Origin of the sequence: Ruegeria marina (assembly GCF_900101475.1) — a bacterium.
GTDB lineage: Bacteria > Pseudomonadota > Alphaproteobacteria > Rhodobacterales > Rhodobacteraceae > Ruegeria_B > Ruegeria_B marina.
Map to the genome: position 1 here is coordinate 44,601 of NZ_FMZV01000008.1, position 24,637 is coordinate 69,237.

At 60.5% G+C, this 24,637-nt stretch carries 20 protein-coding genes and 3 pseudogenes; 18 read left to right on the forward strand and 5 right to left on the reverse strand.

What is annotated here, in order from left to right:
• Positions 1 to 172 precede the first annotated feature (172 nt).
• From BLT75_RS12440 to BLT75_RS12480, 11 genes and pseudogenes are all read left to right on the forward strand, one after another.
• Positions 173 to 895: a Crp/Fnr family transcriptional regulator gene (locus BLT75_RS12440; RefSeq protein WP_093031887.1), complete on the forward strand. Its 723-nt coding sequence runs from the start codon at positions 173 to 175 to the stop codon at positions 893 to 895.
• Positions 896 to 964: 69 nt separating this feature from the next.
• The gene (locus tag BLT75_RS12445; protein ID WP_176827988.1) at positions 965 to 1,486 is read left to right on the forward strand and encodes a thiamine pyrophosphate-binding protein; all 522 of its coding nucleotides are present in this window, start codon (positions 965 to 967) and stop codon (positions 1,484 to 1,486) included.
• A complete protein-coding gene (locus BLT75_RS12450) occupies positions 1,479 to 2,096 on the forward strand; it encodes a thiamine pyrophosphate-dependent enzyme (protein ID WP_218128899.1) in 618 nt (205 codons plus the stop codon). The genes BLT75_RS12445 and BLT75_RS12450 overlap by 8 nt, the downstream gene beginning before the upstream one ends.
• On the forward strand, positions 2,093 to 3,709 hold the full coding sequence (locus BLT75_RS12455; RefSeq protein WP_093031892.1) for a GMC family oxidoreductase: 1,617 nt from the start codon (positions 2,093 to 2,095) through the stop codon (positions 3,707 to 3,709). Before BLT75_RS12450 ends, BLT75_RS12455 begins: the two co-directional genes overlap by 4 nt.
• A 95-nt stretch (positions 3,710 to 3,804) precedes the next feature.
• On the forward strand, positions 3,805 to 4,296 hold the full coding sequence (locus BLT75_RS24605; protein ID WP_218128900.1) for an AMP-binding protein: 492 nt from the start codon (positions 3,805 to 3,807) through the stop codon (positions 4,294 to 4,296).
• Positions 4,265 to 4,876 (forward strand): annotated as a pseudogene (locus BLT75_RS25285) (AMP-binding protein); the annotation flags it as partial. The gene BLT75_RS24605 and the pseudogene BLT75_RS25285, both read left to right, overlap by 32 nt.
• A gap of 128 nt (positions 4,877 to 5,004) precedes the next feature.
• The gene (locus tag BLT75_RS24615; protein ID WP_245706507.1) at positions 5,005 to 5,340 is read left to right on the forward strand and encodes an AMP-binding enzyme; all 336 of its coding nucleotides are present in this window, start codon (positions 5,005 to 5,007) and stop codon (positions 5,338 to 5,340) included.
• Positions 5,341 to 5,479: 139 nt separating this feature from the next.
• On the forward strand, positions 5,480 to 6,430 hold the full coding sequence (locus BLT75_RS12465) for a TRAP transporter substrate-binding protein (RefSeq protein WP_093031894.1): 951 nt from the start codon (positions 5,480 to 5,482) through the stop codon (positions 6,428 to 6,430).
• A 76-nt stretch (positions 6,431 to 6,506) separates the two neighbouring features.
• Positions 6,507 to 7,010 carry a TRAP transporter small permease gene (locus BLT75_RS12470; RefSeq protein WP_093031896.1) on the forward strand — a complete coding sequence of 168 codons (504 nt, stop codon included), beginning with the start codon at positions 6,507 to 6,509 and terminating at the stop codon, positions 7,008 to 7,010.
• Positions 7,007 to 8,104 carry a TRAP transporter large permease gene (locus BLT75_RS12475; RefSeq protein ID WP_093031898.1) on the forward strand — a complete coding sequence of 366 codons (1,098 nt, stop codon included), beginning with the start codon at positions 7,007 to 7,009 and terminating at the stop codon, positions 8,102 to 8,104. Before BLT75_RS12470 ends, BLT75_RS12475 begins: the two co-directional genes overlap by 4 nt.
• Before the next feature lie 74 nt (positions 8,105 to 8,178).
• Complete coding sequence (locus tag BLT75_RS12480; RefSeq protein WP_093031900.1) at positions 8,179 to 10,644, forward strand: ATP-binding protein; 2,466 nt, start codon at positions 8,179 to 8,181, stop codon at positions 10,642 to 10,644.
• Between the two features lie 19 nt (positions 10,645 to 10,663).
• Here the strand turns inward: BLT75_RS12480 and BLT75_RS12485 are convergent.
• Positions 10,664 to 11,421, reverse strand: a protein-coding gene (locus BLT75_RS12485) for an IS5 family transposase (protein ID WP_093031902.1) whose coding sequence is annotated in 2 segments (ribosomal slippage) — positions 10,664 to 11,097 and positions 11,097 to 11,421 — 759 coding nt in all. Because the reading frame shifts where the segments join, the coding sequence is not laid out codon by codon here.
• A 111-nt stretch (positions 11,422 to 11,532) separates the two neighbouring features.
• Between BLT75_RS12485 and BLT75_RS12490 the strand changes: the two genes are divergently transcribed.
• Positions 11,533 to 12,255 (forward strand): hypothetical protein, encoded by a 723-nt coding sequence (locus tag BLT75_RS12490; RefSeq protein WP_093031904.1) that lies wholly within the window; start codon positions 11,533 to 11,535, stop codon positions 12,253 to 12,255.
• Between the two features lie 132 nt (positions 12,256 to 12,387).
• On the opposite strand, the gene BLT75_RS12495 is transcribed toward BLT75_RS12490, so the two are convergent.
• Entirely contained in the window at positions 12,388 to 12,762 is a 375-nt protein-coding gene (locus tag BLT75_RS12495) for a nuclear transport factor 2 family protein (RefSeq protein WP_093031906.1), read from the reverse strand.
• Positions 12,763 to 12,933: 171 nt separating this feature from the next.
• Here BLT75_RS12495 and BLT75_RS12500 point away from each other — a divergent pair.
• A pseudogene (locus tag BLT75_RS12500) lies at positions 12,934 to 13,607 on the forward strand (IS6 family transposase).
• A gap of 234 nt (positions 13,608 to 13,841) precedes the next feature.
• Here BLT75_RS12500 and BLT75_RS12505 read toward each other — a convergent pair.
• Together BLT75_RS12505 and BLT75_RS12510 are read right to left on the reverse strand one after the other, a co-directional pair.
• Positions 13,842 to 14,846, reverse strand: coding sequence for an ABC transporter substrate-binding protein (locus tag BLT75_RS12505; RefSeq protein ID WP_093031908.1), 1,005 nt, complete (start codon positions 14,844 to 14,846; stop codon positions 13,842 to 13,844).
• A gap of 403 nt (positions 14,847 to 15,249) precedes the next feature.
• Positions 15,250 to 18,066, reverse strand: a complete 2,817-nt coding sequence (locus BLT75_RS12510) for an MFS transporter (RefSeq protein ID WP_093031910.1) — start codon at positions 18,064 to 18,066, stop codon at positions 15,250 to 15,252.
• 186 nt (positions 18,067 to 18,252) lie between these two features.
• Here BLT75_RS12510 and BLT75_RS12515 point away from each other — a divergent pair.
• A pseudogene (locus BLT75_RS12515) lies at positions 18,253 to 18,954 on the forward strand (IS6 family transposase); the annotation flags it as partial.
• A gap of 31 nt (positions 18,955 to 18,985) precedes the next feature.
• Here the strand turns inward: BLT75_RS12515 and BLT75_RS12520 are convergent.
• Positions 18,986 to 19,933, reverse strand: coding sequence for an alpha/beta hydrolase (locus BLT75_RS12520; protein ID WP_093031913.1), 948 nt, complete (start codon positions 19,931 to 19,933; stop codon positions 18,986 to 18,988).
• A 146-nt stretch (positions 19,934 to 20,079) separates the two neighbouring features.
• Here BLT75_RS12520 and BLT75_RS12525 point away from each other — a divergent pair, with 146 nt between their 5' ends.
• From BLT75_RS12525 to BLT75_RS12540, 4 genes are all read left to right on the forward strand, one after another.
• Positions 20,080 to 20,709, forward strand: a complete 630-nt coding sequence (locus BLT75_RS12525; RefSeq protein ID WP_176827990.1) for a TetR/AcrR family transcriptional regulator — start codon at positions 20,080 to 20,082, stop codon at positions 20,707 to 20,709.
• Between the two features lie 222 nt (positions 20,710 to 20,931).
• Positions 20,932 to 22,566 carry a flavin-containing monooxygenase gene (locus BLT75_RS12530; RefSeq protein ID WP_093031919.1) on the forward strand — a complete coding sequence of 545 codons (1,635 nt, stop codon included), beginning with the start codon at positions 20,932 to 20,934 and terminating at the stop codon, positions 22,564 to 22,566.
• A complete protein-coding gene (locus BLT75_RS12535; protein WP_093031922.1) occupies positions 22,559 to 23,449 on the forward strand; it encodes a 3-hydroxyacyl-CoA dehydrogenase family protein in 891 nt (296 codons plus the stop codon). The genes BLT75_RS12530 and BLT75_RS12535 overlap by 8 nt, the downstream gene beginning before the upstream one ends.
• A gap of 9 nt (positions 23,450 to 23,458) precedes the next feature.
• Positions 23,459 to 24,634, forward strand: coding sequence for an acyl-CoA dehydrogenase family protein (locus tag BLT75_RS12540; RefSeq protein ID WP_093031924.1), 1,176 nt, complete (start codon positions 23,459 to 23,461; stop codon positions 24,632 to 24,634).
• Positions 24,635 to 24,637: the final 3 nt, after the last annotated feature.

Consider the following 24,637-nt stretch of genomic DNA (forward strand, 5'->3'; position numbering starts at 1 on the left):
AGTTCACATTGGTCTGGCAGCACCCTCAGGTCCCTTTGCGGATTCTGTAACACGGCAACGGCAGTAGACCGAAACCAATGAGTCTGGAGCCAAGATTTGGTGCTATCCACTGGCAATCGGGTTTTCCTAGTGTCACTTTAGACGGGAGTTTGACACACGGGTCGGGGTGGCGATGGCATGGACGGCAGAGAAGATCGCCGATCTTTTCAAGATCAAAGAAGGCAAGGGAGAGGGGGTTTCCTCTGAGACTGCGGAAGCCTTGCGAACGAACGGATATATCCGGCGCGCGACGAAGTCCGAATTCATCACGCGCCGCGGCGATCCCGAACCGCATTTCTGTCTGATCCTGCAAGGAAAGGTCCGCCTAACCGCCTTTACGGTCGATGGGGGCGAGATCTTGACGACCTTTCTGGGGCACGGAGAAACATGGGGTGTCCATCCCTGCATGGGCGGCTATTGCGAAACGATGGATGGGGTGGTCGAGTCGCGCACCGCCGAGACCCTGATGCTGAGGGGACAGGTGCTCAAGAAACTGGCCTGGGAACGCTGTGACCTGATGGAGGCCATGCTTGGGATCCTGTGCAGTCGCCTCAACATGGCGACGCAATTTCTTGAACAGCATGGGACATGGACGGCCCGCGAACGTCTGGCTTGGCGGATATTGTCGCTGGCCAACGCCAGTTCAGGCCAGCCGTTGACCCAGGACCGGCGGGAATTGGCGATTTCCCAGGAGAGCCTCGCAGGGCTGGTGCGCTTGTCGTGGCAACGCACGAACAAACTGTTAAAACTGTTCGAAGCAGAAGGCGCCATCTCGCTCAAATACGGCAAGATCACTCTGGAAAGCGCCGAGATGCTTAAGCAGGAACTGAGATCGACGCGTTCATTGTCAATTTGATGACAGATTGACGCCCGCCTTCTTGCCAGTTTGCCACAACGCGTAAACGTCAGGAGAAGGGACGCGTTCGTGGCGATCACAGATTATTCCGTGTCCGCGTCAGCGGTAGCAGAGAGTTTGGCCGACAAGAAGATTAATGCGGTCACGACGGTTCCGGGCCTAGTGCAACTGGCATTGCACGTCCGGCTGCAAGGGGATCCCTCGATCACCTATCTTCAATGCTCGGAAGAAAATCAGGCGCTGACCAGTGCGACGGGCATGTATGTCGGCGGGCTGGAGCCTGTGATTATGATGCGGAACCAGGGGGTGTTCAACTGCATCAACACTTTGCGGTCGATCGGAACCGACGCCCGAATCCCGCTGGTGATACTAGTCGGCGCTTTCGGGCGGGAGCACGACAACTTGGGCCAGCCGGTTTCAGACAGTCGACGGGTCATGGTCAACCGTACGCAACCGGTGGTCGAGGCGCTTGGTATCCCGATTCATCACATCGAAACGGCAGACGATCTGCCAAAGGTCGGACAGACCATTGATGCGGCGCGTGTCTGCAAATGTGCCGCTGTCGTCCATTTCGGCCACTACCTTGCCTGAAGTTGAGGAGGAGCCCGGTATTGCTACTTTTCAGGCCGCTGCGATCATCCACCGCCATCGCGGGGATGCGCTGATCACCAACACGATGACGGCCATATTCGCCATTACGACTGTGTCGCCGAGCCCTCTGAACCTCGCCTCGGTTCCACTGATGGGTGGGGCGTCGGGACTGGGGTTTGGTCTCGCGATGGCGCAACCCGACCGGCATATTCTTGTGCTGAACGGCGATGCCAGCCTTCTGATGGAATTGGGCACGCTGGCGCAAATTGCTGATGTCGCTCCGCCGCGCTTCGTGCATTTCGTGTTCAACAACGCTGTCCAGTTCAATGGTCTGGCCAGCCTGGATCGACCGGGGCGAAACCTCGATTTCTGCGCGCTGGCGCAGGCTGCCGGGTATGCTTCGGCGCAGAAGGCGGACACTTCCGAGGCGCTCGACGCTATCCTGCTGCGCCTGCTGGACGCGTCGGGATCGCATTTCGTCGAACTGGCGATCGAGGCGCCGCACAAATTCACAAAGGCCACGCCGCAACCCGAAATCCCCGACCTGCAATTCGCACGGATGGGAGCGGAGGCGCAGGCGATGATGGAAGCTTTGGAGACTACGCGATGAAAACGGATTTCGACTATGTTATTTTTGGCGCCGGGTCGGCCGGCTGCGTTCTGGCCAACCGCCTGTCCCAGAGCGGCAAGCACAGCGTCCTGCTGGTCGAGGCCGGCGGGGCGGACAAGAGCATGTGGATCGACATGCCACTGGGTATCGGCAAGATTTGGCAGGACGCCCGAATCTCCTGGCAATACTGGACCAACCCTGAATCAGCTCTGACCGGGCAAAAGGTGTTCTGGCCCCGCGGGGCGGTACTGGGCGGATCGTCGTCGATCAACGGCATGATCTTCGTGCGTGGCGAGCCCCGGCGCTATGACGAATGGGCCGAAGCCGGCAACAAGGGGTGGGGCTGGAAGGACCTCTATCCCCACTTCAAGCGGCTTGAGGATGCTCCTGCCGATACGCAGGACCCAACCCGCGGGCGCGGAGGGCCGATGGCTTGTTCCTACGGCGTCTATCGCGATCCGATCAGCCAACGCTTCATCGACGCAGCACAGGGAGTAGGGATTCCCTTCAACCCCGACTACAACGGTGAAAAGGCAGATGGCGTCGGCTGGTTGCAATTCACGATCAGGAACGGCAAGCGCCATTCGACGGCGAGGGGCTATCTCCACCCGGTCACGGATCGGCGCAACCTGACCGTCCTGACACATGCACCCTGCGAGAAGGTTCTGTTCAAGGGCAAGCGTGCAACCGGCGTGCGAATTCGTCACGACGGGATGACGCACGACATCAAGGCTCGCCGCGAGGTCATCTTGTCGGCTGGGCCGATCATCAGCCCCAAGATCCTCGAATTGTCCGGTGTCGGTCAGTCCGAATTGCTGAAGCGGCATGGGATCGAGGTGCTGCGCGACCTGCCCGGCGTGGGTGAAAATCTGACCGACCACCTGCACACGCGGTTCAACTACAAAGTCAACAAATCGGTCACGCTGAACGATATCCTCAACAGTAAACTGCGCAGCGTTCAGGCGGGGATCCGGTATTTCACCACCGGCAAGGGTCTGCTGGCGACTTCTACCGTGACGGCGCATGCCATGACGCGCTCGCACGACGCTGCGCCTTATGCGGATCTGAAGTTGCAGATTGCGATGTATTCCGCAAAGGACCGCTACTTGTCCAAGACCGGCAAACCGACCGACCCGTTCTCCGGGATCGGGCTGGGGCAGTTCCACATCTATCCCGAAAGCCGTGGAGCGGTGCATATCATCTCGGCCGATCCGACCGTCGACCCCGAAATGAACGCCAACTATTTCTCTGCGCAGGGCGATGCGGAAACGGCCCTGAAAGGCATGCGCAAGTTGCGCGAGATCGCGCGGCATCCGGCAATGGCGCAGCACATCGTCGAGGAAAGTGATCCGGGGTTCGACATCGAAAGCGATGACGAGATCATCGACTTCATGAAACGTACCGGGCAGACATCGTGGCATCCGGTTTCATCCTGTCGCATGGGGTCGGGGCCTCTGGACGTGGTCGACGACCGTTTGCGCGTGCACGGTCTGGAGGGGCTGCGGGTAATCGACTCGTCGATTTTCCCGACCATGCCGGCGACCAACACTAACATTCCTACCATCGCTACCGCCGAGAAAGGCGCTGTGATGGTGCTGGAAGACGCGAAATAGGGGGCGGCCTAGACCGCATCTGGCATAAAATCTATGGCACGATCCCGGCCGAGATCGAGACCTCGGGAACGATTGTCGATCTGCTGGACGAGGCGGTGGCGACATGGGGCGACAAGCCGGCCTTTCACTGTCTGCACACCGATCTGACCTTTGCCGAGGTCGACAGGCTGTCGCGTGATGTCGCCGCGTGGCTTCAGACCGAAACGGGGCTGATGAAGGGCGACCGTGTTGCTGTGATGATGCCCAACCTTCTGGTGCATCCGGTCATCAGTTTTGGCATCATCCATGCCGGCGGAGTTCAGGTGAATTTCAGCCCGCTGTATACGCTCCGCGAACTGGCCCATCAGCTCAACGACGCCGGTGTCGAGACCATCTTCATCTTCAACCAGGTGACGCCGACCTTGGCGGCGGTACTGGAACAAAACGGTGTCCGGACGATAGTCACCAGCGGGCTGTTCGACCTGTGCGATCTTCAGGCTTCGAACCCGCCGGTTCATCCGGACGTTGCCAGCCGGGCGCGCCCCCCTACCGCAGGTCCTTGTGGCCGGGCGGGCCATGGAGTTCCATCAGCCCGATATCACGCCTGACGACCTGATATTCCTGCAATACATCGGCGGCACAACCGGATTGTCCAAGGGCGCAATGCTGAGCTACGGCAATCTGGTGTCGAACATTGCAGGGTTTGAGGCTTGGGTAGGCGATGTGACACGTCCGGGTCAGGAACTGGTCGTCACGGCATTACCACTCTATCACATCTTTGCGCTGATGGTGAATTTCCTGTGCTATTTCAAGCTGGGCCCCCACAATGTGCTGATCCCCAATCCGCGCGATCTGCCATCGCTGGTTCAGGAGTGGAAGAAATGGCGCGTGACCGCGTTTACCGGGGTCAATACGCTCTATAATGGCCTGCTCAACACGCCCGGCTTCGACCAATGCGACTTTTCCGGGCTGACCGTGTCTTTCGGCGGCGGATCGGCGACGCAACGCTCGGTTTCGGACCGCTGGAAGCAACTGACGGGCCTACATATCTCGCAAGGTTACGGGCTGTCCGAGACCTCGCCTATCGTCTCGTCAAACCTGCTGAATGCACCGGATTTCACCGGCACTGTCGGCATCGCTTTTCCGTCAACCGATATCAGGATTCTTGGCGAAGATGGTCAGGGCATGGGCATAGGCGAACCTGGTGAAATCTGCGTCAAGGGTCCTCAGCTGATGAAGGGCTACTGGGGGGTGAGGCCGAGTGGGACGCGTATTTCACACCGGACGGCTATTTTCGCACCGGCGACATCACCGCGGTGGACAAAGACGGCTATATCCGCCTCGTCGATCGCAAGAAGGACATGGTTCTGGTCTCGGGGTTCAACGTCTTTCCCAATGAGATGGAGGATGTTCTGGCCGGCATGGACGCCCTGCTGGAGAGCGCCTGTGTCGGTGTGCCGGACGACAAGACGGGCGAGGCGGTCAAGGTGTTCTGCGTGAGGAAGGACCCTACCGTCGCCGAAGAAGACGTCATTGCCTTCTGCCGGCAGAAGCTGACCGCCTACAAGGTTCCACGGCATGTCGAGTTCGTTACGGAACTGCCGAAATCGACTGTCGGAAAGATCCTTCGGCGCGAGTTGCGCAGCACCTGATCGGACGCGACAGGTTGTCACAAGATTGTCAAATGTGAGACAGTTTATGGCCTGCTGACGCCCTAGACTCGAATGCAACGTTTTCTGGGAGGAGAAACGCAGGAAACGGAAGAATTGGGTTTCGGCCGTCGCGCTTGGGGTGACTTTCGCCGCATCGTCGACGTCTGTTGCCACGCTGAAGGTCGCGTCGATTTCGCCGGAGGGCTCGGTATGGAGCCAGCAGGCCATCGACTTCATGGACAAGGTCAGGGAGTCCGGCGCGGACATCGAGTTCGAATATTTTCTGAACGCTCAACTCGGCAACCAGCCCGACACGCTCAAGAGCATGCTGTCGGGCCGGGTCGATATCTGGATTGGCGTGATGCCCTTCCTGTCTGCGGTCACGCCCGAAGTCACGCTGTTCACGATGCCTTATGCGTTCGACAACATTGATGAGGTCAAATGCGTCGTGCCCAAGATGAAGGCCCCAGCGGCGGATCTGGCCGGTGACAAATACAAGCTTTTGGCCGTGGTGCCGGTCGGCGTTCAGGACGTGGCAGCCGCCGAACCCATTTACAAGCCCGAGGATCTGGCAGGGAAGAAGGTCCGCGTTGCCCCGTTGCCGTCGACGATGGCCTTCTTCGGCTCTGTCGGCGCTACAGCACAGCCTTTGCCCGGCGCAGAAACGGCTTCGGCGCTGCAAACGGGCCTGGTCGAGGCGGTGGATCTGAACCCAGCCTTCGTCGTGCTGACCGGATCTCACAAGATCGCCAAGTATCACACGCCGACCAACCACAACTACAACATCGGAGCCTATGCCATCTCGATGCGGACTTGGGCCAAACTGGACGACGCGCAAAAGGCAGCGTTGATCAAGGCTGGCGACGAGTTGGATTTCGCCAAGCAGGTGGATGAACTGGCCGCGTTCGATCGGCAGGTGCCTGCCAAGGGCGCCGCGGACGGTATGGAAACCGTGACTCTTAGCGCCGAAGACAACGAGACCTGGCGCCAGGCGGGGCTTGCCATCTGGGACAAGGTGCTTGCCGACACGCCGGGCGACATATCGACCTTCCGGGCGAAGTTTGACGCCGCCAAGAGCGAATGCAAGTAATCTGACAACAAAGGATCGACAAGCCGGCGGCTGTGGCATCACGTCGCCGGCTTGTCGTTCGGAGGTAAAGTTGGCCATGGAGACCGTCGCCCGTTCTGCGCTGGCCCTACTTTTGAGTTCCGAAAAAGCGTTGGCGTTTTGCACTTTTGTCGTGATGCTTGGCGCCCTGATCGCCGACATCGTCGGTCGCGAAGTGTTCGGGCAGGGGGTGTTCGGCTTTGTCCGGGTTGCGGTCTATGCGCTGATCCTGTGCGCGCTGGTGGGGTTTGGCATAGCGACCGCGACCGGAGGGCACCTGCGCCCTAAATTTCTTGACGGGGTGCTTGCCGGACCGGTCGAAACTGCTGGGGTCCGCGCCGGCCAGGTGGTTTCTGCACTGATCCTGCTCATGCTCGCCAAGGCGTCCTGGGATGTCGCGAACTTCTCCCGCGAAATCGGTGAGCGCGACGTGACCCTCGGCTGGCTGGTCTGGCCGATGCAGGTGTCGATGCCCATTGCCTTCACCCTCTCGGCGCTGCGCCACGCGGCCTATGCCGTTTGGCCGGACCTGTCTCCCATCGAGTCGGAGAGCATCGAATGAGCGGCATTCTACTCCTTTTCCTCTCGATCCTGTTTCTGGTCCTTCGGGTTAACCTGATCCTGATCCTGATCTTTATCGCGGGCTACTCCTACATTGTCTGGGGCGGTGGCGAACTCGAATATTTCGCCGCCGATCTCTGGTCGGCAATGGATCGCGAACTGGTCCTGGCCGTTCCGCTGTTCATCCTGGTCGGCTCTGTGATGAGCAGGGGGAGTATCGAGGCACGCCTGGTTGCCGTCATGATCGCTCTGACCCGCCCGGTTCCTGGCGGGCTGGCCGTGGCCGCGATCCTAAGTTGTGCCGTCTTTTCCGCGATCTCCGGCGCCAGCATCGTGACCATGCTGGCCATCGGCACGATCCTGTATCCGGCGATGCTGGAAAACGGCTATTCTAGGCACTTCTCCATCGGCGCGCTTGCAGCTGGCGGCACGCTGGGCATCGTGATCCCGCCGTCGATTCCGATGATCATCTACGGAATAATCACGGAAAGTCCGATTGCCGACCTGTTCAAGGCCGGGATCGGCCCTGGCATCCTGCTGACGGGGGTCTTTTCACTCTATGCCGTCGTCTACAACCGCAAGATGGCGGTCAGCCGCCTGTCCCTGGCGGAACTCTGGGGCGCGCTTTTGCACGGGATCCCTGCGCTACTGATGCCGATCATCCTGCTGGGCGGAATCTACTCGGGCTACTTCTCTCCGACCGAATCCGCCGCCGTCGCGCTGCTTTGTGCGTTGCTGATCGAGGCGGTGCTTCTTAGGGAATTGCGGTTCCGGGACTATTTCGAGATCACCGTCGACGCTTCGAAAATGGTCGGCTCGCTGTTCCCGCTGATCGCCATCGCAGCCAGTATCAACCTGTTGATCACCGAGCACCGGGTCCCTCACCACATCGTTGAATTCATGGCTCATCATATCGAGAGCCAGACCAGCTTTCTGATGCTGACCAACCTGCTGCTGCTGGTTATGGGCTGTTTTATGGACACGGTTTCGGCAATTACCGTCGCTGCGCCGCTGCTCTCGCCGGGTGGTGCGGTTTTTCCGCAGCATAAGGGACAGCCATACTGCCCTTGGAGAGACTGGTTCACATTTGTCTGACACCGCCGTTTTGATTTTTCACGTCGTAACGAATACGCTCTTGAGCCTGTCTGTTCGAAGTGTTCGAGGGGGCGATGACCGAGCAAATTTCCGAATTCCTCTCGGCGCTGGACTTGTCGCAGCATGTTCCTGCGTTTGTCGAGAACGATGTCGACATGGATTTGCTGCCATCCTTGAGCGATGCGGACTTGCGCGAACTTGGAGTCGACAAGCTTGGTCACCGTAAACGGATCCTGGCCGCGGCGGCGGCGCTGGGGAGCACGGAGGGACCGGCAGACGGAACGTCCGCGCGCGCGCAGAGGCGGCTTTTGACGCTCATGTTTGCCGATCTCGTCGGATCGACCGCACTCTCGACGCGCCTGAGCCTCGAGGGCTATCGCAAGACGATCCGGGACTTTCAGGATGCGGTCAGCGAGGAGGTGGAGAGCTACGGTGGGTTCGTGGCGAAGTTTCTCGGTGACGGTGTGCTCGCCTATTTCGGCTATCCGCAAAGCCACGAGGATGACGCGGAACGCGCCATCCAAGCCGGGTTGGCGCTGGTCAAGCAGATCGGCGAATTGACGGTGCCCGATGGTGCGGGTCGGCTGGAGGTGCGCGTCGGGATCGAGACAGGCCTCGTCGTTGTCGGTGAGATCGTCGGACGAGGGGCCGCGCAGGAACATTCCGCGTTGGGATCGACACCGAACCTCGCGGCACGGCTACAGACGGTCGCGGAGCCGGGCAGCGTCGTCGTTGGTCCGGCGTGCCGCAGGCTATCGGACGGGGCGGCGGATTTTGAAACACTGGGGCCGCACGTCTTCAAGGGATTTAATGATCCGGTACCGATCTGGCGCGTCGTGCGGTTTTCGGGATCGTATGACCGCCTCGAACGCCGGCAGGGTGATCTGGCGCCCCTGATCGGGCGAGAGCATGAGATCGGCGCTCTGGAAGCGGCGCTGTCCCGCGCCCGCCTTGGCGCTCTGGTGACGACCCATGTGATCGGGGAGCCCGGCATCGGCAAGTCCCGCCTGCTGCGTGAGTTCATCACGCGGCAGGGCGAGGCGTTTACGCTGCTGATCGGCCAATGCAGCCCGCATGCGAGAACGACGGCGTTCCATCTGTTCATAGACCTTTTGAGGCGCTTTCGCGATACAGTGGTCGCCGAGGGCGGGTCTCTGGAAGACCGGCTCGTAGAGGCGGGACTGGACCGAGACCGCCACATCCCCTATCTGCGCCGGTTGGTCGAGCTGAAGGCCTCGATACCGGGCGTGGATCCCGACCTGATCGGCTCGCGCACCCGCGAGGCGCTGTCCGAGTTCATCAAAATACATGGGCGCCTCAAGCCCACGGTCCTCTACCTGAACGACCTACACTGGATCGACGAACGCTCGAGCAACGTTCTGGATGGCTTGGTGCGTGACCCCCACAGACGCGGCGTGTTGATCGTCGCGGCGTTTCGCCCCGAGTTTTCTGCGCCTTGGATGGATGCGCCCGGCGTCGAGGAATTGGTTCTCGAACCCTTGTCGACATCTGAGGCGGTACAGCTCTTCCGTGATCATCTGGCCGATCAGGGTACGGTCGCTGACATGATGCCCTTTATCGAGCGTGCCGGCGGTAATCCCCTGTTCCTAGAGGAGATTGCCCGTCACTTCTCCCATGAGCCGTCGGAAGGGCCAGTCCCGGACAGTTCGGGCATTCCCGAAACCCTCGCCGGGCTGCTGATGCAACGCGTTGACAGGCTCTCGCCGGAGGCGCGGCAGTTGGTGGAGCGGGCGTCGGTAATCGGGCGTGAGTTCGACACGCGCCTGCTCGGCGACGGGGGCGGGCGACACATGGCCGAGTTGGAGCAGAGCGGCATCGTGCAGGCCCTGCCCGAGCAGCCGGACCATTTCAAGTTTCAACACGCTCTGGTTCAGCAGGTAATCTACGAGAGCCTCCTGTCCGAAGATCGCCGCAGACTGCACGACGACGTGGCGCGGCGTCTGGAAGACCTTCACGCCGGACAGGAAGTCGAAGTCGCGGAGTTTCTGGCGCAGCAATCCGAGGCCGCCGGGAACGCGATTGCGACGGCGAGATATGCACTCATGGCCGGGAACAAGGCGCTGGATCTCTTCGGGTTGCGCGATGCGCAGGAATGGTTTCAGAAATGCATTGACCTGACCGGCCCTGCCGGTGAGGTCGACGACATTCTGCTGCTGGCGCGTGCGGTCGTGAATCAGACCCAGATCCTGTGCTGGAACGGCGACTTTCCGGCGATGACGGAACTGGCGCAAAGCCATCTCGCGCGGGTCCAGACGCTTGGCGAGATCGAGGAGGTCTCACGGCTGCTGACCTGGATCGGCGAGGGTTACATGCACGCCACGCGCTACGCGGATGCGCGGCAGGCCTTTGATCGTGCCCAGGCTATTGGCGAGAAGTTGGGCGACGAGAGTAGCGTCGGCTACGCCAAGGGGTTGAGACTTTGGCTGGATTCGATCGTGGGTGAGGGAGAGGCCTTTGACGCGCTACCGTCGCGCAGCACGTCGGTCGAGGCGCTGGGCAGACATCTGGGGGACCGCTAGGCTCCAGACTCATTGAATTTCATAGCCAGAACAGAACGGTTGCGGCGAGCATGATTGCGGAGAAGAACGTTTCCGGGCAGCGGTCGTATCGGGTTGCCACGCGTCGCCAATCCTTGAGCCTGCCGAACATGATCTCGATGCGGTTGCGCCGTTTGTAGCGCCGCCTGTCGTATTTCACCGCTTTCTTTCGCGACTTTCGGCCGGGGATGCAGACTTTTATCCCCTTGTCTTTCAACGCTTCTCTGAACCAATCGGCATCATAGCCCCTGTCGGTCAGCAGCCAGCCCGCTTTTGGCAGGCTGCCCAGCAACGCCGCTGCGCCAGTGTAATCGCTGATCTGACCGGCGGACAAAAAGAACCCGATCGGGCGCCCCTTGGCATCGGCGACGGCGTGCAGCTTGGTGTTCATGCCGCCCTTGGTAGGCCCGATCTGGCGCCCACGCCCCCCTTTTTCACGCACAGGCTCGATGCCGTGCGGTGTGCCTTGAGATAGGTCGCGTCGATCATGATCGTCTTATGTTCGGCGCTTTCGGCGGCCAGGCCGACCATGATCCGAGCGAAGACGCCGTTGTCACTCCAGCGCTTCCATCGGTTGTAAAGGGTCTTCGCCGGGCCGTATTCCTTTGGCGCATCACACCATCGCAAGCCATTGCGATTGATGAAGATTATGCCGCTGAGGACGCGACGATCATCGACGCGGGGTTTTCCATGGCTCTTGGGAAAGAACGGCTTCAGACGCTCCATTTGGGCGTCCGTCAGCCAGTACAGATTGCTCATCGATCGGGTCTCCTTGCGGAGCCTGAATCATGCCAAAAGCCCGAAATCAATGGGTCTGGAGCCTACCTGTTCACGCTGTCGCATTATGCCAGGTGGGCGCACGCAACGCAGGTGGGTCAGGTCGGCGTTGCGGCGGAGGAGGCATCGCGCCTTCAGGCGATGGGCTCGCGGGACAACTATCCGCCGGCCGAATGCTGGGGCGCTTGCCTGTTGGCACTCAGTCAGGCGGAAGCGGGAAATCTCAGCGACGCGCTTGCGGCGGCCGAGCATGGTGTCGCTTCGGCGGCCAGTGGCTTCGACCGGTTGATGGCCGACCTCGCTCTCGGGATGGTCCTTGTCGCGGCCGACGACCCGGCAAAGGGGCTGTCGCGCCTCTCCGACGCACCGTGGCGGACGGAGCGGATTGGGGCCTTCTACTTCGCCTATGCCGGGGACGCCGCGTATGGGCGCGGCCTCGTGCGCGGCGGACAGATCGAAGAAGGAACCGCGTGGCTGGAGGACGGCATGCGCTGGTTCGATACCTTGGGGAACCGGAGAGGGAAGTGCCTCTCCATGCTCGGCTTGCTGGAAGCCGCCGCCAAGACCGGAGATGCCGCGCAGGCACGGCTCTGGGTCGAGCGGACCACGAACGAGGCGGCGCGCGCCGGGATGCGCGGGGTGCAGGCCGAAGCCCACCTGATCGCGGCAGACGTGTCCGAGCAGATCGGAGACCTTGCCACCGCGATGGCCGAGAATGCCGCGACGCAGGCGCTTGTCCAACCACTAGGCTGGCTCGCGCTCGAGCAGCGGGTCAACGCGCAGGCGCGGCGACTGGAGTCAAAGAAGCGCTCCTAAGTCGCGCCGACGGTCGCACCTGCCGGAAAATGCACTGCCCCACCCTTGCTCACAGACACGGAGGATGACACGCCCGTTCAATCAGACCAGGTGCCTCACGTCATGGCGCCTGCAGAACGCGACCGAGCTTTCCTAGAAAGCGCCCCTCCACTGTTCGGTATCCACGAACCACCGCTCCTCGATGATCTTGTCGTTCGAATTGAAGCGGAACAGAACCGCGCATTGCGAGCCGTTGGGCAGTTTTGCGGCGGTAAACCGGAGCACCGTGACAACTTCGTTCTCACCGGTGCAGTAGGTCATCGACGTGATGTCAAAGCCGGGCGGCAGCGCGTCTCCCACACCGTCGAGCGCGGACCGGAACGCCGCGCGTCCCTCCAAAACGTCATCCTGCCCTGGTAGGACGAAGATCATGTCCTCGGCATAATCAGCAGTGAGCTTATCCAACTCGCCGGCTGCAAGCGCCGCCCACCCATTGCGAACGATGTCAGTTTGTTTCGTGTCGGTCATAATAATTCCCCCAAAATACTTGGGAAGATACCACAGGTCGGAGCGCGGTCATAGATCATTGGGGTTGCCGGGGGTGTCAGAAGGACTCCGGTTGAGGCGGGCGGGGCGGTTTCGTAGCCTGTCGGCATGTAGAAGCGTGATCCTTTCAAATGCTTCCACAGCAGCCCAGAGATCATTCGTCTGGCGGTGATGCTGTACGTCAGATTTCCCCTGTCACTGCGCAATATCGAGGATCTGCTTCACGAGCGCGGCGTCGATGTCAGCCATGAAACGATCCGGTTCTGGTGGCAAAAATTTGGTCCGATGTTTGCGTCCGAGATCCGCAAGAAACGCGCAGATCGGCTTCGGTCCTTGCCGTAGTGGCGTTGGCATCTGGGCGAAATGTTCTTGAAGATCAATGGAGAACGGCACTCCCTTTGGCGGGCCGTCGATCACCAAGGTGAGGTTCTTGAAAGCTGCGTCGCGAAGACGAGAGACAAGAAGGCCGCATTAAATTCCCAAGAAAATCAATGAAACGCCACGGTCGACCTCATGTCCTGGTGACCGACCGGTTGAAGTCCTGCGGTGCGGCGATGAAAGACATCGGCAATGCCCGCAGGCAGGAAACGGGTCGCTGGCTGAACAACAGGGCGGAGAATTCGCACCTGCTTTTCCGACGACGGGAGCGGGCAATGCAACGCTTTCAGCGGATGCGAAGTTTGCAGAAATTCGCCGCCGTTTTCGCCGCCGTTAACGCCGCGGTCTGCAACCACTTCAATTCGGAGCGCAGCCTCACCAGCCGACAGAAATTCAAGCTCAACTGCGCCGCTGCTCTGGCCGAGTGGCGTCAACTTGCTGCGGCATAAAGGGCTGGGTTACTGTTCGAGCTCAGACCAGTTAGAGTCTGTCTGACAGGACCCTCGGAGCCGTTGAGGAGGAAGCACGCGGAAACCCATCGGGGCTCGCGGCGACGAAATATCGGGCCGCACAAGCAAGCCGGATATACGTCAGCAATCGTGTTCGCCGAACCAGACCCAATCAGGCAGTTGCGATCAGCCAAGGCCATATACGTCCACAAATGACAGCACCGTTTGTGAAGATCACTCCGGCACGGTTTCGGCGATCTGCAAGAACGCGAACGGTGGAATTCTCTCCAACTTCCTGGCGACATCCATGTTGACGACATAGGCGAATTCCGTCGCCCTGACGATTGGCAGGTCGCCAGGCGTTTCGCCGTCGCGCAGAATTCGCAGTGCCTGCTGCGCAGCGATCCGCCCGACATCCTCGAGATTGGCCGCGACCGAGATCAACGCATGACTGTCACGCACGAGATGTTCGTATGGACTGACGACGGCCATGCCGCGTTCGCCGGCGCCGCGGGTGAATGCATCTGCATGACTTTGCAAAAACGAACTTGAACCGACATAGATCCAGCGGACCCCCTGATCCCGCAGATGATCCAGCGCGGCCGGTATGTCGGCCGGATCAGGACGCGCGCCGTCTGTGGACATTTCGACCGCGACCAGGGTGAAGCCCATGGTCTTGGATAGATCCAGCAGTTCGGCGTGCTTGATCGCCGAATTCGCTTCATTGGAGTTGTACAACAGCCCCAACGTGTCGAAGGAGCTGTCATAGCTCTTGATCACATTGATATTCAGCGACTCGTCCGGGCGGTTGAACGTGCCAGCCAGGTTGGCTCGCCCGGTGCTGTCGAAGTCCTTGGCAATATCTGCGCTGAAAGGGTTCGCGACATTGGTGAAGACGACTGGAATGTCGCCGATGTATGCGCTGTTTCCGTCGTCGGCCAAGGTGCCGACAATGCCCAGCGTTGCAGTTGTGCCATTTGTCAGGATCAGGTCCGCGCCGATTTCGCGTGCCTCTGCCACGAGGCCCGGCAGGCGAGCCTTGTCCAGCTCGTAGTCCCGCCAGACGATCTCGGCGTCAAAACCGCTGGCCTCGATTTCATTCCGAAAGCCCTCGCAGATCGGATCGCACAGGTCAAAGGTGACGGCGAAGATCGTCTTTGTCTCTGCCATCGCATGGGACACGGACAACAATAAACAAATGGTTGCCGCGGCAAGCGGCACGGAAAGATCTCGCCACATGGATCCAGTCTCTCTTAGGTTACCTCGGATTCACGCCGCATCGCTTGCACTTGTCAAGGAAAGCCGCATCGGCGCGATGAAGCGAGGCATGCGCTTGACCGGCAAGCGGACCGGTCTTGATGACTTGGCCGAAAGCGTGGCCGGCCGAATGGCCCGCACACATGTCGCACCAGACACTCGTAGGGACTGACGATCGCAATCCCATTCTCGACTGCAAACAGAGCAAACAATTAACCGTTCTCGCGCAGGAATCACGACGACCCGAGGTGGACCTGATTTCAGCGATGCCTTTGTCTCTGCCGCAGCGGGAACGACCGGGCGGTCGAGGTTCAGGACAGCCGCGATCCTCAAAGGCTGTATTCATAAGATCTGTCCTCATTCTCTGAATATCCCCAAGGCCATGTCACCGACTTGAACGTGTTCCCGTCAATAGACCCGTACCAAGCATGATCCCGTAAAGGACAGCGCCGCCCAGCGACCATGCTGCGATCGCAATCGTGGCAGTCTGGTAATCTGCCGCTCCCGCGATTACGGCCATCAGGACAAGGCCGATGATGCTGCCCAGCCGCTCTCCGGTTCGCAAGGCACCAAGAACCGCTGCGGGTCCGCATTGCGAAAGGTCTGTCTCGGCTAACCTGAGCGCAAGGGATACTTGCGTTCCGCGCACCAAGGCGCCTCCCGTACCTGCGCCGATCATCGCAAGCGCCATCGTCGCCTGGGATGGCGCGGCAGCCACGGGCAACAACGACAGACCCGACAACGCCGCGCCTGCCAGGCACAAAAGCGTTCCAGGAACCCGCAGGGTTTCTGTCAACTGCCCGGCGAGTGGGCTGACCACCATGATGGCCAGGAAATAGAGCATCAGGATGCGGCCGGTTTCGGCGGACGAGGCGCCTTGAGCGTCGAGCGTCAACGCCACGAGATAGGATACGAAGGCTTGAAGCACGACGGCGCCGGGAATGGCGATGCCAAGGATCAGGGAAGCAAGCCGCAGGTCCGTCAAAGCGCGCCATTTTGCGGCACGATCCGGCGCTGCGGCACCGACCATCCGCGACCGGCCGATCTCCGGAGCGATCAGCCACACACTCAGCAGGGCCGATGCCGCAATGAGGGATGCGCTGACCAGAAAGACATTTGCCGGCCCGAGGCGGTCCGCCAAGACACCGCCAATCGCCACGCCAGCGAAAATGCCCCCGAAAAGCACGAGGGTGAAGACGCCCAGTATTCGGTCGCGGCCGTCTTTCGGGGTCACGCCTAGGACATAGTCCTGTGCGGCCAAGGTCACCAGAGCGTAGCCAAGACCGGTCACCGTCCGCCAGAGAATGATTTCCTGCGCCGTGGTCGCGGCAAAGATGCCGACATGCGCGGCGAGCGTGGGGATGGTCGCCGCGAGGAACAGCGCCCTGACTCCGAACCGCTCCACCAGAACCCGTGCGTACGGGGACATCACCACGATCGCCAGCAGGTATCCCGCAAGGGGCAGAGAAATCAGTATGGATGTATCCAGCCAGGGCCAGAGGTTGTCCGCTGACCGCGTGTAGAGTGGCAGGAATGCCAATGGCAGTTCGTCGGCCGCAGCGAAGAGAAACAGCGCTAGCCGGATGTCGGCGAAAGACGAGGTCTCCAGCGGCCGCGGCCCCTTCGGCGACAAGCCAAACCGCCGTCCCAGATCCTCAAGGGCGGGACGACTGCGCCCGTTCGCTGCCTTCAGTGCCTCGGCGAAGGCGACGTGCAGATCTTCGGCCCGTCTGGACATGTCCCGTAGAAGCTGATGGATCGAACTCTGTCCGCTGATGACGACCCGCCGAGAGAAGTCGCCGGCAGCCTGCATCCCGCTAAGACGTTGCAACCGGGAAAGGCCGCCTGTGAGAGTGCGACCTGTCAGCAGCAGCATGGTCTCCCAGGCCAGCAGGACGGTCACTAGCAGGATCACCGCGGCATCGAGAAACGCGCCGCGGAAGCGTTGCGAAATCAACCGCGGGTCGATGTCGATGATGACATAGGCGACCTCTTCCCCGGCATGGAGAATCGGATGGCTGCGCACGCCGCGGCGTTCGCGCGGTGGGGCAAGATAGGGGTCGATCCGCTCTCCCGCCTCGATCACGATCCGACCTGTCGCTACAGCGATGTAGGAAACCTCGGGAAGCCGTTCGAGCATGTCGCCGAAAAAGCTGTCGGCGCCGACGATCTCGTCCAAGGCTACGCCGCTGTCCAGAGCGCGCTGGACATTCTCGCTCACCACCGTGCCGATCAGATTGGTACGCGCGGCGAGTTCGGGTTCGATGGATCGTGTCACGGCGCGCATCGTCAAGGCCATGATCAGAAAGGAGGAAACCACCAGAAGGAGGATCGTGATCGGCAAGACTCGCGACATGATCAGGGTCTTCAGTTCCTTGCCTGCTGCAAGATCCTTCTGTGGGGCAAGCTGGACCGGGTCAGGCGCTGTCACCGGCGCGGCCGTTTCCGGCGCTGCGATGGCGCGCCGAGCCGTATCATAGGCAAGCTTTGCATCCTGCAAGCTTTGCTCCAGCCGCGCATACTCGGAATCGACCGCGCCGCGTTCCTGCGATGGGTGTAGACGCTCGGCGGGGCTCTGCTCGGCACCGGACGCATATCGGCTCAGGAATTCCGCGTGTCTCCGTCGTGGCCGGCCCAGGACCAAGTGGAACGAAACATAGGCGAGGGCGGATGTGCAGACAAAGATCAAGAGCGCATTGCGCAGCGTGATCCTGACAATATTGGAAGACGCCTGATCCAACGGATGGTGTGGGTATTCCACGACAACTGCGCCCGAAACCGGTCCGTTCCTGCTGCTCCTGATCGAAAAGCCGCTGTAGATAAAGTCCTGTGTTTCGTGCCCCCAGAAGTCGCCATCCGCCAGGCGCATCGCGAACATCAGATCGTTCGACAGTGTTCGCGGCTTTGGTCCGGTGGTATGTACGACGACGCCCGACGGGTTGATCGCATGCACTGCCACGATGTTGGGATCAATGTCGATCCCGCGTGCGACGATCGCGTCCCCACCTCGCAGCATCGAGATGGGAAGGCCGAGATCAAGGATCGGCCGAAAGGTCTCGGCCGTCGTTTGTGCTATGACCGAGACACGTTGTCTGAGCAGTTCGGAATAGAGAGCGTCGTGTTGCAGTACCAGCAAGAGGGACAGGACGGCTTGCGCAATCCCGATCACGATGGTGGTGACGATCCAACTACGAAATCGCATGGCGTCCTTCTGAGGCTTTCCGGACCACGAGAAATAGCCGCAGCGATTTCTGGCGACACCTCCGATCTTGCGCCGAAACAACCTGTTATCTCAAGGGCTTTGAATCGATAGCCATCGACAGGACGCGGTGTCCGAAGGACTTCGGTTGAGGCGGGCGGGGCGGTTTCGTAGCCTGTCGGCATGTAGAAGCGTGATCCTTTCAAATGCTTCCACAGCAGCCCAGAGATCATTCGTCTGGCGGTGATGCTGTACGTCAGATTTCCCCTGTCACTGCGCAATATCGAGGATCTGCTTCACGAGCGCGGCGTCGATGTCAGCCACGAAACGATCCGGTTCTGGTGGCAAAAATTTGGTCCGATGTTTGCGTCCGAGATTCGCAAGAAACGCGCAAATCGGCTTCGGTCCTGGCCGCAGTGGCGTTGGCATCTGGGCGAAATGTTCTTGAAGATCAATGGAGAACGGCACTCCCCTTGGCGGGCCGTCGATCACCAAGGTGAGGTTCTTGAAAGCTGCGTCGCGAAGACGAGAGACAAGAAGGCCGCATTGAAATTCCCAAGAAAATCAATGAAACGCCACGGTCGATCTCATGTCCTGGTGACCGACCGGTTGAGGTCCTGCGGTGCGCCGATGAAAGACATCGGCAATACCCGCAGGCAGGAAACGGGTCGCTGGCTGAACAACAGGGCTGAGAATTCGCACCTGCTTTTCCGACGACGAGAGCGGGCAATGCAGCGCTTTCGGCGCATGCGAAGTTTGCAGATGTTCGCCGCCGTCCACGCCGCGGTCTTCAGCCATTTCAACTCGGAGCGCAGCCTCACCAGCCGACAGAATTTCAAGCTCAACCGCGCCGCGGCTCTGGCCGAGTGGCGTCAGCTTTGCGTCGCCTAAGTTCCTGCGGTTCGTGGGAAACCGAGACTGGTTAGAATCTGTCTGCACCCTCACGTCCGGGCTTAAATGCAGCGCGCAGGCGCTGACACATCCCATCCAAAGCCGCATCAATCTGGTGCGAAGTCGCAGGTAACGACAGGAACCCGTGGATCATGCCGGGATGACACGTCAACTCGGTGTCTATCCCTGCGTCAGTCAATCGTTTTGCGAAATGCACGCCCTCGTCGCGCAGGACATCGAATTCGGCGGTGGCGATCGTGGTCGGCGGGAGGCCGGACAGGTCGCGCAGGTCGCCCGGCAAGGGCACATTTTCAGGCGGCTTGCCGGGACCAAGGTAGCATGACCAGAACCATTCCATCGCCGACTTCGTCAGAAGCGGGCCTTCAGCAAAGGCGTGTTGGCTGGGCGTATTGCAGGATGGGTCCAGAGCTGGGTAGAACAGCCCGAGGTGTCGAAGCGATAGGCCTGACTGTGCCGCCAGGGCCGCCACACTGACGCATATCGCGCCGCCCGCACTGTCGCCGCACAGGGCAAGGGCGTCTGGATCGATGTCTTCACCATCGGCACACTCATGCACCGCGCCCAGCACTCCGAGAACATCGAGCACAGGTCCTGGAAAACGCGTTTCCGGCGCAAGGCGATAGCCGACGCTGAAAACCGATGCACCGGTCTTGGCAGCGAGCCTTCGACAGAGGCCGTCATGCGTTTCGATGCTGCCCCATACGAAACCACCGCCGTGGCAGAACACGATTGCGGGAAGCCGCTCCGCTTCGATGGGACGATACTGACGGACGGGGATTGCACGCCCCTCGACAGCGAAATCCGCATCGCGCACAGAAGCCATCACGGGCGATTCGCCTTGCGCCATGGCGCGGTCGGCGGCTTGGCGGACCTTTTCCATGGGAACATGTGCCGGCGGCGGGCGCACTGTGTTGCGCGGATCCGACAGAAGTTCGCTGAAGCAGGGATCGACAGGCATCGCACCGGATTCTTTTCTGGTAAGTAATGATTGATACCAATAAGTATGACAATGAACTCAATCTGGGCAAGCCCGGAGGTCGGCAAAATACGGGAAGAATCCCGACCGGCCTCGCGGACTGCCAGACAAGCGCGGGAACAGCCATAATGGCCGATGGAAAGCGAACCAAATCGAACCTGCGCGCAGAAGTCGCCGCCCTGAAACGCGAGCGCACTCTCGGTGCAGCCACGGATCTTTTCTATGAAAAGGGCTATACCAACACCACACTTGACGATGTCGCCGCGCAATTGGGCGTCACAAAACCGTTCATTTATACCAACTTCGGCTCGAAACCGGATCTGCTGGTCGAAATCTGCCGCGTCGGTGTCGGCAGCGCGCTGGAGGAGGTGGAACGGGTTCTGGCCCTTGGCGAACCCGATCCCCAAACCCTGAGGCGGTTCATTCCACGATACGTTGACGCGGTACTGCGGCGGCAGAAGAACATCGCCATCAACATCCGCGAAGAAAAGAACCTTCTGCCCGAACATGCGTCAGAGCTGGCAGAACTGCGGCACAACTTCATGGCGCGAATCGAGTTGCTGCTAACGAAGGCCTGCGCCGCCGCCGGGTACAAGCTGCCCGATCCCAATGTCACCGCCTTTGCCATTGTCGGCGCAGTCAGCTGGTCGACATTCTGGTACAGTCCCCAGGGCCGTCTGAGCGCACAGGATCTGTCCGACAGGATGACGGAAATCGTGCTCAACCTCGTCACACATAACGACAGGACAACCCGATAACGCTCTGTAAAAGAGAAGTTTTTCGGTTCGCAATCGGCCAGATCGACAGTTGGGTCGCGCTTTTTGCGAGATGCCCTGCCGCGAGTTCCATGCGCCTCTTCCGTTCCTGATTTCTCACGCGCGGCACAATATTTCCCTTGAAATATACTGATCAGTATATTTATGTATTTGCCAGTACATCCACATATCAGCGGGTGTGGATCAGGTCGGGGAGGACCGCTCATGGCGCACACCGAAACGCTAATTGTTGGTGCAGGGCTGGCAGGCTTGCGGGCGCTTTACGCACTACGCGAACAGGGGATTTCGGCGGTTGTGCTCGAAGCGTCGGATGAAATCGGCGGGGTCTGGAATCACAACCGGTATCCGGGGGCGCGGTGCGACGTGGAAAGCTTCGATTACTCCTACAGCTTCTCGAAGGAGCTTGAGCAGGAGTGGCGATGGTCCGAGCGTTATCCGACCCAGCCAGAGATTCTTCGCTACATCAACCACGTCGCCGACCGGTTCGACCTTCGCCGCGATATAGTGCTGAACGCCCGCGTGGAAGAGGCGGTCTATGACGAGGATCAAGCCGTCTGGGAGGTCACGACCTCTGAAGGGTGCAGATGGACGGCAAACACGTTGATGCTGTGCCTCGGGCAGCTCTCCGCGCCCAAGATCCCGTCTTACCCGGGTCAGGAGGATTTTGGCGGCGAGGTCATCGTCAGTGCGATGTGGCCGCGCCGGCAGGTCGATTTCACGGGCAAGCGCGTGGGCATTATCGGCACGGGATCGTCCGGAATGCAGATGACCCCGGTGATTGCGGAAACGGCCGCGCACCTGACAGTCTTCCAGCGCACCGCAAACTACAGTCTGCCCGCCGCGAACGCGCCCCTGACCGACGAAGAGGATGCCCGCGTAAAGGCGAACTACGACGCGCGCCGGGAACAGATCCGCAATTCACCCACAGGACTGGGCTTTCAGCCCGGCAAGGTGAAGACCCTCGATGTTTCGACCGAGGAGCGTGAGGCCGCGCTCGAGAAATCCTATCACCGGCTTGGCTTCGGCTTTGCCCTGACCTTTCCCGACATCCTGCTTGACGCAAAGGCCAATGCGGTGGCTAGCGACTTTCTGAAACGCAAGATGGGCGAACGGGTTGCGGATCCGGAACTGCGCAAGAAGCTCGTTCCCAACGATCATGGTTTCGGCACGCGCCGCCCTTCGGTCGATGGCGGGTATTTCGAGGCGTTTGCCCGTGACAACGTCGAACTGGCGGATATTCGGGAACACCCGATCGTCGAATTCACGCCAAACGGTATCCGCACGGACGAAAAACTGCACGAGCTCGACATCGTCATTTTCGCGACCGGGTTCGATGCCCTCACGGGTGCACTCTTGAGGCCGCGCATCGTGGGACGAAGTGGCCAGACGCTGGCCGAAAAATGGGCTGATGGACCGCTTACGCAGCTTGGGCTCGCCACGGCCGGGTTTCCCAACATGGTGATTGTCGCGGGCCCGGGCAGCCCCTCGGTTCTGTCCAACGTAATCGTCTCGATCGAGGAGCACGCCGATTGGTTTGCCCGGATGCTCGCCGCGTTCAAGGCGCAGGGCATCGCGGAATTCGAAGCGACAAAGGCGGCCGAGCGGGCCTGGACGGACTATGTTCAGCAACGTGCGCGCGAAACGCTCTACGGGACCGCAAACAGCTTTTACAATGGCGGCGAAGTCAAAGGGAAACCGAGGGTTTTCATGCCCTTCTCCGGCGGCGTGCGGAATTACCGGCAACACCTGCAGAAATGCGCGGACGAAAACTATTCCGGCTTCGAAAAACGAAAGACACCGGCGGCGCAGAAATCGACCGAGGTGCATCGCCATGCCTGATCGCCCGGTCACAGAAACAGGCCGCGTCGGCGTTGTGGGCGCCGGCACGATGGGTGTCGGCATCGCCTATGTCTTCGCCATGGCCGGGTTCGAAGTGTTCCTCGTCGAGCCGGGGGCAGAGGCGGCGTCGCGCGCTCAAGCCACCCTGAAAGAGACCGCCGCAGGTGCCGTTTCGCGGGCCAAGATGACCGCTGAAAAGGCCGATGGCTACCTATCGCAGGTTCGGATTATCAAGGGCGCGACGGAATTGCCGGTCGGACTCGATGTCGTGATCGAAACCGTACCGGAACGCCTCGACCTGAAAATGAAGGTTTTGGCCGATATCGCGAACCGCGCGCCTAGATTGATTGCGACCAATACAAGCTCGATGTCGATCGACGTTCTGGCTGGTGCTGTTAGGGATCCCGCATGCTTTCTGGGGATGCATTTCTTCAATCCTGTCTGGTCTCTTAAACTGGTCGAGGTGATCCGTGGCGCAAAAACCAGCGCCGACAGCGTGGAACGCGCCCAGGCGCTTGCTGCGGCCATCGGCAAGACGACTGCCATCGTCGCCGACAGCCCCGGATTTGCGACGAGCCGCCTCGATCTCGTGCAAGCGCTCGAAGCGATCCGCATGGTCGAAGAGGGCGTCGCAAGTCCCGAGGATATCGACCGCGCGATCACCATCGCCTATCGCCACCCGATCGGGCCGCTGCGCCTGAGCGACATGGTCGGGCTTGATGTCCGGCTGGACATTGCACGGCAACTGGCCGGCACGATCGGTCCCCATTTCGCTCCGCCGCAGCTCTTGCAGGACATGGTCGCACGCGGCGATCTTGGTCAGAAATCCGGCAGGGGTTTCTACGACTGGGCGACAGAAACAATCAATAGCAACGCAGGATAGGTCCCGGACATGGCGCGTGTTTTCAACTCATCCCTGGTCGACACAGCGGAACATCACGCGATGCTGCGGGAAAATGTCGGCAAGCTCGCCGGCAGTTTCGGACGCAAGTATTTCCAAGACGTGACCCGCCGAAAGGCGAAGCCGGTCGAACTGTGGAACGCCCTTGGCGAGGCCGGCTTCATCGGCGTTCACGTTGCAGAAGAATACGGCGGCGGCGGCGGCGGCATGGCCGATTACAACGTAATCGTCGAAGAGGTGGCGGCACAGGGCTGCCCAATCCTGTCGCTGGTCATCGGCTCGATTTGCGCGCCGATTATCCAGAACCACGCCAGCCAGGAGATGAAGGACGCATGGCTGCCCGGCCTCGCCACGGGCAAGAAGCGCCTCGCTTTTGCCATTACCGAACCGGATGCAGGGTCGAACACCCACAAGGTTTCGACCGTCGCCCGCAAGGATGGCAATGGCTGGTCCCTGAACGGGAACAAATACTGGACTTCGGCCGTTGACGAGGTCGACGCGATCATGGTCGTGGCGCGGGGCGAGGATCTTGACGAGCGTGGGCGCGGAAAGCTTTCGCTGTTCCTCGTGCCCACCGACAGCCCCGGCATCAGCAAGACGCCGATCGAAACCGCGCTGCACGTGCCCGAAACCAGCTTCATGCTCTATTTCGACGACGTGAAAATACCGGCCTCGTCGCTGGTCGGTGTCGAGGGGGAGGGTCTGAAGCAGCTCTTTTCCGGACTGAACCCCGAGCGCATCTGCGCGTCGGCTATCAACAACGGAATCGCGCGTTATGCTATTGAAAAGGCAGCGATTCAGGCGGGCGAACGCAAGGTCTGGAGTACCCCAATCGGTGCGCATCAGGGCGTGTCGCACCCACTGGCCGCGGCCTATGTGGGTGTGCAGCAGGCCCGCCTGATGACCGCGCGCGCCGCGCAACTTTACGACGAAGGCTCGCCCGAGGCCGGCGAAGTCTCGAACATGGCGAAATTCGCGGCGGCCGATGCCTCGCTGGTGGCGCTCGATCAGGCAATACAGGTGCATGGCGGCAACGGGATGGCGCTGGAATACGGGCTTGCTGACCTGTGGTTCATCGCGCGCCTTCACAAGACCGCGCCTGTCAGCCGGGAAATGGTTCTCAACTTCTTCGCGCAACACTCGCTTGGTCTGCCCAAGAGCTACTGAAGC